Origin of the sequence: Enterococcus innesii (assembly GCF_022846515.1) — a bacterium.
Classification (GTDB): domain Bacteria; phylum Bacillota; class Bacilli; order Lactobacillales; family Enterococcaceae; genus Enterococcus_D; species Enterococcus_D innesii.
This window is the reverse complement of the sequence record NZ_AP025635.1, coordinates 815,982-830,510: the sequence shown is the minus strand read 5'-3', so window position 1 is coordinate 830,510 and position 14,529 is coordinate 815,982. Positions and strand designations below refer to the sequence as shown.

Here is a 14,529-nt window from a genome sequence, read left to right as displayed (position 1 = left end):
TAGCGGAGAAGATACAAAATATAAAATAAAACGATTTCAAAAAATGCACGAATATTAAAAAAACGAATTAGAGCTCTTACAACGATAATTAAGAAGTGCTGATAAACGTTAATATAACAAGGTTTGAAAATTTTTTTTGCAAATTGAGTGCAAATCTTTTGTCTAAAACGGGGATTAAGCGTAACATAATATGTGTAATAACTACTTAAAAGAAAGAAGGAGAAAAATATGCATTGGTTATGGGTATTAATCGTAGGAGCTATTATCGGTTTGATCGCCGGAGCTATCACAAATAAAGGTGGATCAATGGGTTGGATCGCCAACATCGTTGCAGGTTTAGTAGGTTCAGCTATTGGACAAGCAATCTTAGGTTCTTGGGGTCCATCACTTGCTGGAATGGCAATCGTCCCATCAATTATTGGTGCGGTTATTGTTGTTGCTGTTGTTTCATTCTTCTTAGGACGTTCAAACGGCTAGTCCATTCAGCAATTGTTTCCATTTATTTATTTCGGGTAGCAATTACCTCGAATAGACAGGCAAATCCAGAGTTTCTGGGTTTGCCTTTTTTGTTTTCAAGAAACAAGTACAAGCAATCCTTTTGTCATATCGGGAAATTGTCGTTACACTTGAAGTAGGTCAAAAAAAGAAAGGAAGAGGTTCAATGAAAAAGCAATATGAAACAGCGATGATCAATCGAGGCGGTCGTGTCGGAGAGGTCGAAGCACCAAATGGCAGTTTTCACCTGAAAATTGACAAACCGGGTCTTCATAGTGAAGGGACTAACCCAGAACAATTATTTGCCGCAGGCTATGCTTCATGCTTCAACGGTGCCGTACAGCATATGCTGAAAGAGCATAACATCGAATCCGAATCCGAAGTTAAAGCAAGAGTGTCTTTGTATCAGCATGAGGACGGTAGTTACCAAATCGGCGTGATTTTAGAAGTATCATTACCAGGCGTTGAAAAAGCCGAGGCGGAGAAAATCGCAGAAGAAGCGCACGATTTTTGTCCGTATTCTCGTGCCACTCGCGGCAACATTGATGTCGAAGTTCAAGTAGTCTAAGCATTATTACGAATAGACAAACAATAAGCGGCTGATAAATCAGCCGACAAGAGGGAATTCATCAAGGAGGCCAATCAATGAGACAAACAGAGGGCTTGCTGCTTTTGGGCGTGTTTGTGGTTGGCCTTTTTGTGGTGTACTGGCTAAAAAAGCACCGACAGGCGCGCCACAACCAAGCACTGGCAGCTCAACTGAAGCGTTATCCCAGCGTGCGGCAAGCGTGGCTGGCAGCCGGGGCAAAGAGGGAAGCAGTCCTTTTGGTTCCCGGTTTAAAAGAAGCCACTGCCGCAGTGGCAACGACGGCAACGGCGAAAGCAGAAACGAGGCTGCACAAGCATGCAGATCAATGTCAGGCAATGACCCCACAAGGGTTGGCCGTTTCGGAGGACTATTTGTTCCTCTCAGCGTATTGTTCGCAGCAGGAACATCACTCACAACTTTATATAATAGAAAGAACGAGCGGGCGGCATCTGAAAACGGTGGTTCTGCCAAAACGACCTCATGTCGGTGGACTAGTCTTTGATCGAGCAACGCAAATGCTGTGGCTAACCATCACTGGAAAAGGGATGGGGCGCGTGGCGTGTGTTTCTTTACAAGCACTGCTGGAAGATGATTCCTTGGCAACCAATCAGCCTATTGTTTATCAGCAAGTCATCGAATTGGCAGGCATCACTCACAGCTCCTATTTGGTAGCCGATAGCGGTGAACTTGTCTCAGGGACCTTTGCCTTGAAACAAGGAGGCGTGGTGGCGAATTATCCGCTGTCTGTTCTTTCAGCCAGCGGTCGCAAAGCGCCTCCTCGCATCAAACCGCGTAAGAGAAGGGTCACCACCACGAAAGTCCAAAGTATCGCCTTTACCACTGAATACTTGTTGCTGGCACGTTCTTTTGGACCAGGGTCGGCGGAGTTATGGGTCTTTCCAAAGGATGCAACGGTGCTGACCCGCAAACATGCATTGCGGCGCATCAAGTTTCCCCATTACCTTGAACAGATCGTGGTAGAAAAAGGGCAGCTGTACTGCTTGTTTGAAAGTGGGGCATGGGCGTATCGGCAAAAAGGCGGCAGCATCGATGAAGTCGTGGTATTGGACCTTGCGACTTTGCTCCAGTAAAAGCACTGCTTAAAAAGAAAAAAGACCAGCCTCTTAAGAAGCTGGTCGTAAGTGCAGTGATTAGTCCACGATTGCTCGTTGGATATCTAAGACGGTGCCGGTATGAGCATCTGCCAAAAATTCATAGGTGACAAGCTGTCCGTCTTCGGTGCGGGTGATGCCGCCAGTATATCCTTGGGAAGTGATCGCAAATTTGCGCAAAGGTTGTTTTTCGAAATTGATCCAAGAACCTTCGATCGGTCCTTCTTTGATAAACGCCGCTTTTATATTGTCTAAGACATCATCGGCATTCATGGCTTGCCTTTTCTTCAACCAGATCGTTGAAAAAATCCCTCCTGCAAAGCCAAGACCTAAACCGATGGTCAGTCCATTTTTAAAATAATGCAATGGATGCTCATTCTCCATCTAATGTCCCTCCTAAAGTAAGTTTTCCCGAATGTTGTGATCTCGGTGAAAGCACAGGTTCTCTTAACAATAGTTTACCATAGTTTAGAAATATTCTATAAGAAAAATAACCAACAATAGAAATTTGCGCTATAATAAAGAATATCAGTAGGAATAAGGAGGAAGAGAGCACATCCGTTGTTTCACCCGAAAATTGCTGGAAAACACAGCAACAGCAGGCGTTGCTTTTTCAAAAAAAGCAGCTTTGTTTCTTTGGGGCAGCAAACAACTGATACGTGTTTCTCGAATGATCATGGAAGAAAAAACATTTCAACGTATCAAAGAACTAACGGAGTTACAAGGAACCAGCGGGTTTGAACACGATGTGCGAGCGTATATGCGTGAAGCGATGACTCCATTGGTAGATGAAATCCAACAAGATGGCTTAGGCGGCATCTTCGGTTTGCGTCACCACCAAGAAGCAGATGCACCACGAGTGATGTTAGCTGCTCACATGGACGAAGTTGGTTTCTTATTGACGACGATCACCGATCGCGGCTTATTCAAAGTCACTCCTTTAGGTGGATGGAACCCTTATGTAGTTTCTGCTCAACGGTTTACATTGAAAACAGCGAAGGGAGATTACCCATGCGTTTCTTCTTCAGTACCGCCACATTTGTTGCGAGGAAGCAGCGGTCAAAAAAATGTCGAAGTGACAGATATTTTGTTTGATGCTGGGTTTGAATCAAAAGAAGAAGCAGAAAGCTTTGGTGTACGTCCTGGCGATACGATCGTCCCACAAGTGGAAACCATCAAAACAGCCAATGGGAAAAACATCATCTCGAAAGCTTGGGACAACCGTTACGGCTGTGCGGTCGTATTAGAAGCACTTGAAGCCTTGAAAGAGGAAACATTAGGCCATACGTTGATTGCTGGTGCCAACGTTCAGGAAGAAGTCGGCTTACGGGGTTCTCGTCCATCTGTGACGAAATTCAAACCAGACTTGTTCTTTGCGGTCGATTGCTCGCCAGCAGATGACACAGTCACGAAAAATGGCACCTTTGGTCATCTAGGAGCCGGGACTTTGATGCGAATCTATGATCCAGGCATGATCATGTTGCCACGGATGAAAGAATTCTTGTTGGATACAGCAGAAAGCAACAACATTCCTTATCAATACTTTGTTTCAAAAGGTGGTACCGACGCTGGTGCGGCACACATGGCAAATGAAGGAATCCCAAGTTCAGTTATCGGTGTTCCTGGACGATACATCCATACCCACCAAACCCTATTCAGTATCGCTGATTATGAAGCGGCACGGGAAATGGTGATTCAAGTCTTGAAAGGTTTGGATCGTTCAACCGTTGATACGATTTTGGCAGGACAATAAGCGAGAACGAACGAAAGCAAAGAGACAGCAACCCGTTGTCTCTTTTTTTCTGCAGGGGTTCTAAGATCAGCATGTCAGTTGGTAGTCCCTGAAAGAAAGGTGTATACTTAAAGAAAAGAAAGTGGTGAGAATTTGATTATTCCAAAAGATTTAGCAGAGTTAGCAACATATGTGGAGAAAGGCAAAAATGTCTTCTTTTTCACCGCCGATTGGTGTGGGGATTGCCGCTACATCAAACCGCAATTGCCTGAAATCGAAGCGGACTTTCCAGATCTTCAATTTATCGAAGTCGACCGTGATGAATACATGGATGTAGCGGTTGAATGGAACATTTTTGGTATTCCTAGCCTCGTCGTTATCGAAGACGGCAAGGAGCTGGGGCGGTTAGTCAACAAGGATCGCAAAACCAAAGAAGAGATCGAAGCCTTTTTAACCAGCGTACAATCAGCATAGGAGGGGAAAAAGATGGAAGCACAAAGATATCAAAACATTTTAGTAGGGATCGATGGGTCAGATCAAGCGATGTCTGCCTTCAAAAAAGCAGTGGAAGTCGCTCGTCGAAATCAAGGGAAGGTCTATGCCGCAACGATCATCGATCAGCAAGTGCCGACCATGATGGGCTATGCACCTTTGGATAGTTCCATCTTGGAACAAGAAAAAGATACGGCGAAAAATCTGATCGACGACTGTAAAGCCTACGCAAAATCAGTAGATTTTGATCTAGTAGAAGGCATCGTCGCTTACGGCTCCATCAAAGACGCTCTTGCCACTCAATTACCAGATAAATACGACATCGATTTGATCATGGTGGGGCAATCCGGGCTGAACGCCGTGGAACGCTTCATGATGGGGAGTGTCGCCAGCTTCGTTATCCGTGAAGCCCGGTGCGACGTGCTGATCGTATCTCCTGAAGAAACCAAAGCGTAAGGTCATTTTTGAAAAAAATAAGCTTGTCGCTGCCGTGTTCTTTTCCTTAGTTCGCATGGTAGTAACAAGTGACAAAAGGAAGTTCCTGAGAATCAACGATTTTGCTCGCTAGTGAAGCATTGTCTTTAGCAAATGAGCAGTAGCTGGTTTTCAGGCTTTTTTGTCTTTGAAAATAACTAGAATTTCAAGGAAAACAAAGAAATTCCATGACGGATGCCGAAAAATTTGTTAAGATTATGGGCGGAATGTGTAAGTACCTAAGGAGGAAAAAACGTGATTTTTGCTTATAATAAAGAATATGTCAGTGATACACTGCTTGCCATCACAGCAGATGATAAAGGATTAGAACAAACCGTCGAACGCAAAGGCAATGTTGCCCAAATCAAAAATGAAGAAGGCACGATCGTTGGCTGGAACTTTTTTTCGATCTCAGAAGTGATGACGATCGAAGGCCGTGGTCAAGTGACGTTGACGAAAGAACAAATCCAACAATTGAACACCATGATCAAAGAAGCAGGATTCAGCGAAGAACTGCCTGCAGATACGGAACCAAAAATCGTCGTTGGCTATGTGAAATCTTGTGTAGAACATCCAGACAGCGACCATCTTTCTATCACGGAAACAGAAGTTGGAGATGGGGAAGTCTTGCAAATCGTCTGTGGCGCTGCCAATATCCGTAAAGGCTTGAAAGTCGTTGTCGCAAAACCTGGCGCAATGATGCCAGATGGCTTGATGATTTGGCCGGGGACGCTTCGTGGCGTAGAAAGCTTCGGAATGATCTGCTCTGCTAAAGAACTACATTTAGAAGGTGCACCAATGAAAAAAGGCATCCTTGAGCTGCCTCAAGATGCCGTTGTAGGTGAAGCTTTTCCGGTCGGTAAAGCCTAAAAAAATGAACTGCCGCTTCCTGTTTTTGCGGCAGTTCATTTTTTGATTGTTTTGATTGGTTTTGGTGATTAGTTGCTGCTGTCTGTTGATTGTTCGTTGATCGATGTATCAACGGAAAGTTTTACTTCTGCTGTTTTTTCTTCATCGCCACGATAGAAGGTTACAGTGATCGTGTCACCGACTTTGTGTTTGTACAACGCAGATTGCAGATCAGTTGTGGTGCTGACTTCTGTATCATCGATCTTCGTGATAACGTCATATTGTTGCAATCCTGCTTGTTCTGCTGGTGTTGCATTGTTGACTGAGTAGATCACAACGCCTGAAGTTACAGATGAAGGAACTTTCAAGATTTGTTCTTGTTGTTGTGATGTGATGGAACCTAAATCGATCGTTTGGATACCTAGTGCAGGGCGGACCACTTTGCCGTCTGCTTCTAGTTGATTGATGATTTCAACGACATCGTTACTTGGGATCGCAAAGCCCATTCCTTCGACACTAACGCCTGAAGCAGAGCCCGAGGTGCTGGCGATTTTACTTGAGTTGATCCCAATCACTTGACCATCAACGTTGATCAGTGGACCACCTGAGTTCCCTGGGTTGATCGCAGCATCCGTTTGGATCGCATTGATACTGATCGTACCACCAGACTCGTTTTGGCTTGTTACTTGACGATTCAAGGAAGACACGATCCCTTGTGTCACAGAGTTTGCATAGTCAGAGCCTAGAGGAGAACCGATCGCGATTGCTGGTTCGCCGACTTTCAAGGCACTTGAATCGCCAAATGTTGCGGCAGTTGTAACTTTTTCAGAAGAGATTTTTAATACGGCTAAGTCTGTGTAAGAATCGGTACCTACCAATTCAGCTTTGACTTTCGTACCATCTGCTAAGACAACTTCCAAACCATCTTGACCTTCAACTACGTGGTTGTTGGTTACGACATAGGCATCGTCGCCATCAATTTTGTAGATGACACCACTTCCTTCAGAAGAAGCTTCTAAGGCGCTGTCGTCTTCGCTTTGGCTATCGCCTTCACTTTGTCCACCTTGCTGACCAAAGAGGCTGTTCCAATCGTTGCTTTGACTTTGTTGTAAATTAATGATGGAAACGACGGAATCTTGTACTTTTTCAACTGCTTCAGTGACATCGCTAGTCACATCAAGTTTTACATTGGATACTTGGGTTTGTCCGTTAGAATCTTGGACCCCGCTGTTAGTCGTGGTTTCTGGGGTTGAAGTCAAAGATGACCCCATTGCCAGATACAGACCGCCGAAGGTCAATAAACCGCCGACCATACCGCCTAAAATCCCAATACCTAATCGTTTTAATAAACCAGGAGAAGTTTTCTTACCTGGTGTGACATATTTTCTTGCCATTACTATTTCCCCCTTAATGAATAATTCGTTATAATCAGTATATTCCTTCTATCTGAGATTAGTCTACTAAGAGATTTTGAAAAAAATATGAAGAAGTTGCGTAAGAATCTGTTTCAAACGATGAAATTTTCTTCGCAAAACCCGCTCATTTTTGAATAAAAATAGCAGGGAAATCTGGGGAGAAGCAATGCTCTTTTTATCCACAGTGTGTGGACAAACTTGAGAGCTTTGATTGGGTGGATGAAGAAACCGTTGAAGTGTCACAGTTTTATAGATAAGATAGAAGAATTTCAAAGAAAGTCAAAGTGTGTAAAAGGTTGTGGATAGCATTGTCCACATTTTCATAAAATAAGGGGATAACGAGGAGGAAACTATGAAAATCAAAATCGTCACAGTAGGAAAACTAAAAGAAAAGTACCTCGTTCAAGGAATCAACGAGTACGCCAAGCGATTGGGGGCATACGCAAAGCTTGAGTTTGTCGAAGTACCAGATGAAAAAGCGCCAGAAACCTTGAGTGAAGCCCAAATGCTGCAAATCAAAGAAAAAGAAGGCCAGCGCATTTTAGCCAAAATCAAAGACACCGAATATGTCTTTGCCTTAGCAATCGAAGGCACCAATCCCACCAGCGAAGTCTTCGCCAAACAAATCGATCAACTCGGCATCCAAGGAAAAAGCCAACTGACCTTCGTCATCGGCGGTTCCCTAGGCTTAAGCCAAGAAGTCATGACTCGCAGTGATGCCAAAATCTCCTTTGGCAAAATGACCTACCCGCACCAACTCATGAAACTGATCTTATTGGAGCAGATTTATCGCGCGTATCGAATCAATACGGGGGCGCCTTATCATAAGTAAATATCTCAAGCAATAGAATAGAAAAAATTATCCACCGGTACTACCGGTAAAAAGGAGCAACAACCATGCGAAATATCAAATTAACGATTGAATATGACGGCAAGCGCTACTTAGGGTGGCAACGACTAGGAGATTCTGAAAAAACGATCCAAGAAAAAGTTGAAGGAGTCATCAAATTATTGACGGGAGAAGAAATTGAGGTTGTGGGTTCTGGCAGAACCGATGCTGGCACGCATGCTCGAGGACAAGTGGCGAATTTCAAAACGGCCCATCAAATGAGTTTGCCAGAGATGCAGCAGTTCTTTAACCGCTATTTGCCGCAAGACATCGTCGTCAACAAGATTGAAGAAGTCCCTGAACGCTTCCATGCACGCTATCATGCCAAAGGCAAGCAATACAGCTATTATGTTTGGAACAACGCGATCCCATCAGTCTTTGCTCGCAATACCAGTTTTCATTGCCCGCAGCCCCTTGATTTGGAAAAAATGCAGCAAGCGGCTGAGAAGTTGATCGGCACCCATGATTTTATCGGCTTTTCTGCGTTGAAAAAATCAAAAAAATCAACGGTGCGGACGATCGATGAAATCACCATCACACCAGAAGGCGACCTATTGCGGTTTACCTTCAAAGGCAACGGCTTTTTGCATAAAATGGTCCGAATCTTGACAGGCACACTGATTGCCATTGGCGATGGCACACTGCCGCCAGAAGTGATCGATCAAGTGTTAGCCGAGAAAGTACGACAAGCAGCTGGTGAAACAGTGCCTTCTCATGGCTTATTTCTAGATGAGGTGTATTATTAAAAGAAACTTGATAATGGCTATTTAAGGAAAGGAGATCATCTATTGATCACATTAAAATCCCCACGAGAAATCGAACAAATGAAAACTTCCGGTCGTATCTTGGCAAGTATTCACGAGCAACTACGGGAAAAAATCGTTCCCGGTATCACCACGAACCAAATCAACGCTTTTGTCCATCAACAGATAGAAGCTGCAGGGGCAACAGCCGCGCAAATCGGGTTTGAAGAGTATGAATTTGCGACGTGTATCAGTGTCAATGAAGAGATTTGTCATGGTTTCCCTTCAGAATATGTTTTAAAATCAGGCGATGTCGTCAAAGTCGATTTTTGTGTCGATTACAAAGGAGCAATCTCTGACAGCTGTTGGACATATGCTGTAGGAGAGATTTCACCAGAACATCAAGCGCTGATGGAAGTAACGAAAGAAGCCTTAATGAAAGGCATCGAGCAAGCACAAGTCGGCAACCGAGTCGGGGATATTGGTTATGCGATCCAAAGCTTCGCTGAAGAAAAAGGGTATGGTGTCGTGCGGGACTTTATTGCTCACGGCATTGGCCCAACCATTCATGAAGAACCATTCTTTCCTCACTTCGGCTTGCCTGGCAAAGGAATTCGTTTGAAAGAGGGCATGACGATCACCATCGAACCGATGATCACGACCGGCACTTGGCGCATGAAGATGGACCCGAACGGCTGGACAGCACGCACGATTGACGGCAGCTATTGTGCCCAATATGAACATTCGATCGCCATCACCAAAGAAGGTCCAGTCATCATGACGTTGCAAAAGGAAGAAACAACCACACAAAACTAATAAAATGGAAGAAACAGTCAAAAACGTTCGAGGATTTCTCTCGAACGTTTTTTGGGCATCAAATTGGGCGAATCGGCGAAACTATGGTACAGTGCAACCAAACAAGGAGCGAGAGTCGCTCCTTCATGAGGCAAAGGGGCAATGGTGATGAAGCAAACAACGATGGCGTGGCTGTCAGAAATCTATAATTTGATCTTGCATCCTGGCACGAGACAGTGGGAACGAGAACAACTGGTGCAAGCAAAAAATACACTGGAAACCCAGCTGGCGACCAAACAAAAAGCGGGCAAACACGAAAAGGAATCGTCAAATAGTCTTGAAGACCAACAGACCAGGCGGGTTTTGGAAAAACTAGAAGCGTCGCTGCGTCCTTTGGCACTGAGAAACAATCTGACCCCGAATGTCGCAGAGTTTTATCAAACAATCAGCCAGTCAGCACTGAAAAAGGCAATGAATGAAGAAACAAGCAAAGTCCAACCAGCAGAAGTTTCCGTGGAGCCGAACGAAACAGGTGGAAAAGCACAAGAAGTGGCTATTTTTGCTGGCGGCTGCTTTTGGTGTATGGTCGAGCCTTTTGAAGACCAGCCGGGCATTCTTTCCGTCTTGTCGGGGTATACCGGGGGAACAGTCCCGAATCCGACGTATGATCAAGTACTAAGCGGAACAACAGGGCATGTCGAAGCGGTAGAGATCATTTTTGATCCCAAAATCATCACCTATCAGGACTTGTTACAGTTGTATTGGCAAGTGACAGACCCGACAGATGCTTTCGGACAATTTCAAGATCGCGGCAATTTTTATCGCCCAATCATTTTCTATACGACTGCTGAGCAAGAAGTGCTTGCGCAACGAGCCAAAAAGGAACTAGCACAATCTGGTTATTATCAGCAACCCATCGTGACTGAGATCCGCAGGGCTGCACCCTTTTGGCCAGCGGAAAACTACCATCAAGCATTTTACAAGAAGCAGCCCAACCGCTACCAGCGGATCAAGCGAGCGCGCAAACAACTGATGCTTTTTTATCGGCTGAAACGCTGGACAAACCGAGGAAAAAAACGATCATAAACAGAAGATCACTAATAAAGCGGGCTCCAAGAAAAGGGCAAAAGGATCAAATGAAGGCTCTTTTCTCCACAGGCCGCGCTTTTTTTCTGCGCGTTTAGCCAATTGGATAAAAAACGAAGATTTATTTTAGAATAATGTCCAAAGAAAGCGTTAACAACAAGAATTATAATAGAGAAAGAAAAGGTGGCGAAAAAGGTCGAAAAAGCAGGTGTCTTTTGCTTGGTTCCTTTCTTCGAGGAAAGAAGGTGGGAAACACCAGAGAAAATTCAGCGGAAAAATCAATCGGCAACACCCCATAGCAACACAACATTTATTATATGAAGGTTCATATAAGTTAGGAGAAATGTGATGAAAAAAAAGGGAACGTTCGTCTCACTGTTTATGGCTCTCATTCTTTTTATCTTTTCAGAAAGAACAGTGTTTGCGGCAGAAGCGATCAATGAGATCGTCGCACCAACAGGAGTCAAAGCATTTCTAGTACTGATTCCATTAGTGTTAGTGCTGGTTTTGCTCTTTAAAAAAGTAGATATGATCATTGCTGGCTTGATTGCTGGGATCTTGGCGATGATTATTGGCGGGATCAGTTTAGCTGAAGCCAATTCGCAACTGTTGGAAGCTATTCCGACGATGTTGAGTATTACGGTGCCAATCATCAATTCCGCTGTAGCGATGGCGGTCTTCAAAGCGGGCAGTTATACGGCGGCCTTAACCTTAGCCAAAAGAGGGACTAAAGGAAAAGTGGAATATGTGGCAGGGTTTATTGTCATCTTATTGGCAGCAGCGACTTATATGTCTGGGATCGGCGGCGGGAGTGCGATGGTGATCGCACCGTTAGCATTTGCGGCAGTTGGGGTGGTACCCGAATTGATCGCAGCGATGTCGTTAGCGGCAGCGGTTTCCTTTACGACTTCTCCTGCCTCTTTGGAATCTAGTATCGTGTCTGAACTAGGCGGCTTTAGTGTCGCTTCTTATGTCGATCAAATGCGCCCATTTTGGTTGTTATTCGTTGGTTTGGCGATTTTATTGGCATTCTTTGGGACCAAGCGACGTCATTTGGGCTTCAAAGAATCTGCCAACCAAGAGTATGAAAACAAAAGCAATGGCGAGTTGTTCAAAACGACACTGCCTGCGATTTTCTTGCTTTTTGCGGTCATCTTTGGTCCGTTGATCAATGACCTGATCGGCTTTGTCCTCTTTACACCGCTAGTTTATATGGTGGTCACGTTGGCGTTGATTTTTGTTTGTACCGACTTTTCGATGAATCAATCGGTGGAAGCGATGGTGGACGGATCGACGTATATTTTGACCCGCTTATTCCAAGTGGGGATCTTTTTAGCCTTCATCAACGTGATCGCTGAAACTGGGACTTTTGCTGTAATTGCCGGTGCGGCACAAAATGCCCCGGCAGCGATCGTCGTTCCCGTGGCGATCTTGACGGGTGTCTTGATTGGGATTCCCGCGGGTGCCTATGTCGGCTCCGTTTTAACATTAGTGCTACCAGTTGCCGTTTCATTAGGCTTCCCAATCTTAGCTCTTGGCTTTGTAACGATGGGGGTTGGCCTCGGCAGTCAAATGAGTTTCGTCAACATTACGATGCAAGCTTTATCTTCTGGTTTCCAAATTCCGATTCTGGATGTAGTCAAAGGAAACGTGAAGTGGTTGAGTTTAGCAGCCGTATTATTATTAGTCATCGGCTTAGTGTTTGGCTGATGGATAGGAGGAAAACATGGATTTATTGATCAAGCAAGCACGTCTTGAAGACGATGCAGAATTAGTAGACCTTGCAATTTCAGGAGGAAAAATCACCGCAGTTGCACCCAACATTGAAGAATCAGCAGCAACAACGATTGAGGCGAAAGGCAAAGTGGTGATCCCTGGATTGATCGAAAGCCATATCCACTTAGACAAAGCGTTGATCGCCGATCGTGAACCTAATAATTCAGGTACATTACAAGAAGCGATCCAAGTTACGGCAAAGCTCAAACCGACTTTTACCGAAGAAGATATTTATGATCGAGCGAAACGTGCATTAGAAATGCTGATCGTACATGGCACGACTGCTGTGCGCACCCATGCCGAATTTGATCCGGCGCAAGGCTTCACTGGGTTTGACACCATCATGCGCTTAAAAGAAGAATACCGCGACTTGATCGATATTCAGGTCGTTGCCTTTCCGCAGGAAGGGATTTTTAAAGCCCCAGGGACGGATAAAATGATGATCGAAGCGATGGAGAAAGGAGCCGATGTCGTTGGTGGCATTCCTTACAATGATGCGCCAGCCAATGAACACATCGACTTGATCTTTGAGATCGCTAAACGATTTGACAAAGACATTGACTTGCATCAAGATTTTGCTGACGAAGCAGACGATACATCGATCGTCTATCTGTGTGAAAAAACTATCGCAGAAGGCTATCAAGGTCGGGTATCAGTAGGACATTTGACTGCGCTGCACGCCATGGAACCGGATCAGCTGGCAGAAGTCATCGATTTGATGGTCAAAGCCCAAATCAATGTGATGCCGTTGCCTGCGACCGACTTGCACTTAGGTGCCAGAAACGATGCCTACAACGTTCGCCGTGCCGTGACGCCGATTCGCAAATTACGTGATGCTGGTGTGAATATCTGTTTAGGCAGCAACAATATCCGTAACGCCTTTACGCCCTATGGCAACGGTGATTTGATTCAAATTGCTATGTTGGCTGTGCCAGTGGCGCATTTAGGCGGCGCCGATGACCTGCCGACGGTTTTGCCAATGATCACGACCAATACCGCCAAAGCATTAAATATTAAAGACTATGGAATCGCTGTTGGCAACCGCGCAGATTTGATTCTTTTAGATACCCAAAGAAAAGCCGATGTGCTGATCGATATTCCTGAACGTTTGATGGTCATCAAAAATGGCCGCATCACCGTAGAAGTTAAAAAAGAAGTGATGATCCACCGTTAGCAACAGGTCATGTTTTCTCAAGTAGTACGATTTATTCGTGCTACTTTTTTTGTCGTAGTATAGTCGAAATAAAAAAATCATTTTCTAGTCATTTATTCTTTTTTCATCTATGATAGAAAGAAAACCACTATCACGGAGAGTTCGTTTAAGAAAATCCTGTCAAAACTGTTTGACAATGCCGTAATATCAATGGATTTGAGCAGAAATCACAGCAGGTCTGCGTTAAGGTAGGAGAAGGAGGGCAAGATGACGATTGGGGAAGCGCTAAAGAACCATCGAGTCACACAGCAAATGAGCCAAGAAGAAGTAGCAACAAAAATTTTAGTGACCCGCACATCGATCTCAAATTGGGAAACCGGCAAGACGGTACCAGACAGTTTGAATTTATTGAAACTGAGTACCCTTTATGGGTGCAGCGTCGATGAGCTATTAAAAAAGGAGCGAGCAGGAATGAAAAAGAACTTTCGTACGATGACCTATGGTGCTGGATTGAAAGACGGAACGATGCGTTTGAAAATCGAGACCGATGCCAGCAAGTTTTTCCCACGAGGGGTTGAAGTCAAAGCATCCGTCGATTTAGAAACAGGAGAAGTGACCTTTTTTGTCGAGCAAGAGGATTTGCAAAAGCTGAAAGCAGCCACCGACAAAAAATAATTTTTTATACAGATTTTTGCTAAATTTTGCTTGGACAAGAGAAAAAAAGCGATGGATAAAAAAACACGAGCCTAGCTGCATCGTGTTTTTTTATGTGGGATGAAAGAGGGCTGAGGCAATCGATGAAAGCTGGTTCTGTTTTTTCTTGGCTGCTATTTTCAAGGTTTGTAACGTTTAAGAAAAAGCGAAAAGATGCAAATGGCGATATACAATATATAGTGAATGGATCGATTTTTTATCTAAATGAAGCACAA

At 44.5% G+C, this 14,529-nt stretch carries 16 protein-coding genes; 14 read left to right on the top strand and 2 right to left on the bottom strand.

Annotated elements, in window-relative coordinates; translation table 11 throughout:
* The first annotated feature begins 228 nt into the window (after positions 1-228).
* From ENLAB_RS03855 to ENLAB_RS03845, 3 genes are all read left to right on the top strand, one after another.
* The gene (locus ENLAB_RS03855) at positions 229-477 is read left to right on the top strand and encodes a GlsB/YeaQ/YmgE family stress response membrane protein (RefSeq protein WP_005225422.1); all 249 of its coding nucleotides are present in this window, start codon (positions 229-231) and stop codon (positions 475-477) included.
* A 184-nt stretch (positions 478-661) separates the two neighbouring features.
* On the top strand, positions 662-1,063 hold the full coding sequence (locus tag ENLAB_RS03850; protein WP_005225423.1) for an Ohr family peroxiredoxin: 402 nt from the start codon (positions 662-664) through the stop codon (positions 1,061-1,063).
* A 77-nt stretch (positions 1,064-1,140) separates the two neighbouring features.
* On the top strand, positions 1,141-2,175 hold the full coding sequence (locus tag ENLAB_RS03845; protein WP_244352715.1) for a hypothetical protein: 1,035 nt from the start codon (positions 1,141-1,143) through the stop codon (positions 2,173-2,175).
* A 60-nt stretch (positions 2,176-2,235) separates the two neighbouring features.
* On the opposite strand, the gene ENLAB_RS03840 is transcribed toward ENLAB_RS03845, so the two are convergent.
* Positions 2,236-2,580 carry a peptidase gene (locus tag ENLAB_RS03840; protein ID WP_005225425.1) on the bottom strand — a complete coding sequence of 115 codons (345 nt, stop codon included), beginning with the start codon at positions 2,578-2,580 and terminating at the stop codon, positions 2,236-2,238.
* Between the two features lie 292 nt (positions 2,581-2,872).
* Here ENLAB_RS03840 and pepA point away from each other — a divergent pair, with 292 nt between their 5' ends.
* The 4 genes from pepA to ytpR all read left to right on the top strand — a co-directional run bounded on the left by pepA (position 2,873) and on the right by ytpR (position 5,764).
* Entirely contained in the window at positions 2,873-3,949 is a 1,077-nt protein-coding gene (gene pepA / locus ENLAB_RS03835; protein WP_034878843.1) for a glutamyl aminopeptidase, read from the top strand.
* Between the two features lie 132 nt (positions 3,950-4,081).
* A complete protein-coding gene (locus ENLAB_RS03830; RefSeq protein ID WP_026008043.1) occupies positions 4,082-4,402 on the top strand; it encodes a thioredoxin family protein in 321 nt (106 codons plus the stop codon).
* A 12-nt stretch (positions 4,403-4,414) separates the two neighbouring features.
* Positions 4,415-4,876: a universal stress protein gene (locus ENLAB_RS03825; protein ID WP_140965803.1), complete on the top strand. Its 462-nt coding sequence runs from the start codon at positions 4,415-4,417 to the stop codon at positions 4,874-4,876.
* A gap of 273 nt (positions 4,877-5,149) precedes the next feature.
* Positions 5,150-5,764: a YtpR family tRNA-binding protein gene (gene ytpR / locus ENLAB_RS03820; RefSeq protein WP_244352714.1), complete on the top strand. Its 615-nt coding sequence runs from the start codon at positions 5,150-5,152 to the stop codon at positions 5,762-5,764.
* A gap of 68 nt (positions 5,765-5,832) precedes the next feature.
* Here ytpR and ENLAB_RS03815 read toward each other — a convergent pair whose 3' ends face one another.
* Entirely contained in the window at positions 5,833-7,137 is a 1,305-nt protein-coding gene (locus tag ENLAB_RS03815; protein ID WP_008379110.1) for a S1C family serine protease, read from the bottom strand.
* A gap of 373 nt (positions 7,138-7,510) precedes the next feature.
* On the opposite strand from ENLAB_RS03815, the gene rlmH reads away from it, so the two are divergent.
* The 7 genes from rlmH to ENLAB_RS03780 all read left to right on the top strand — a co-directional run bounded on the left by rlmH (position 7,511) and on the right by ENLAB_RS03780 (position 14,275).
* Positions 7,511-7,990 carry a 23S rRNA (pseudouridine(1915)-N(3))-methyltransferase RlmH gene (gene rlmH / locus ENLAB_RS03810; RefSeq protein WP_244352713.1) on the top strand — a complete coding sequence of 160 codons (480 nt, stop codon included), beginning with the start codon at positions 7,511-7,513 and terminating at the stop codon, positions 7,988-7,990.
* A 65-nt stretch (positions 7,991-8,055) separates the two neighbouring features.
* Entirely contained in the window at positions 8,056-8,793 is a 738-nt protein-coding gene (gene truA, locus ENLAB_RS03805) for a tRNA pseudouridine(38-40) synthase TruA (RefSeq protein ID WP_086291979.1), read from the top strand.
* Between the two features lie 42 nt (positions 8,794-8,835).
* The gene (map, locus tag ENLAB_RS03800; RefSeq protein ID WP_244352711.1) at positions 8,836-9,606 is read left to right on the top strand and encodes a type I methionyl aminopeptidase; all 771 of its coding nucleotides are present in this window, start codon (positions 8,836-8,838) and stop codon (positions 9,604-9,606) included.
* Between the two features lie 141 nt (positions 9,607-9,747).
* Positions 9,748-10,671: a peptide-methionine (S)-S-oxide reductase MsrA gene (gene msrA / locus ENLAB_RS03795; RefSeq protein WP_244352709.1), complete on the top strand. Its 924-nt coding sequence runs from the start codon at positions 9,748-9,750 to the stop codon at positions 10,669-10,671.
* Positions 10,672-11,019: 348 nt separating this feature from the next.
* Positions 11,020-12,381 (top strand): citrate transporter, encoded by a 1,362-nt coding sequence (locus ENLAB_RS03790; protein ID WP_244352707.1) that lies wholly within the window; start codon positions 11,020-11,022, stop codon positions 12,379-12,381.
* Positions 12,382-12,397: 16 nt separating this feature from the next.
* Positions 12,398-13,621: an amidohydrolase family protein gene (locus ENLAB_RS03785; protein ID WP_244352705.1), complete on the top strand. Its 1,224-nt coding sequence runs from the start codon at positions 12,398-12,400 to the stop codon at positions 13,619-13,621.
* Positions 13,622-13,867: 246 nt separating this feature from the next.
* Positions 13,868-14,275 carry a helix-turn-helix domain-containing protein gene (locus ENLAB_RS03780; protein WP_244352704.1) on the top strand — a complete coding sequence of 136 codons (408 nt, stop codon included), beginning with the start codon at positions 13,868-13,870 and terminating at the stop codon, positions 14,273-14,275.
* The last annotated feature ends 254 nt before the right edge of the window (positions 14,276-14,529 follow it).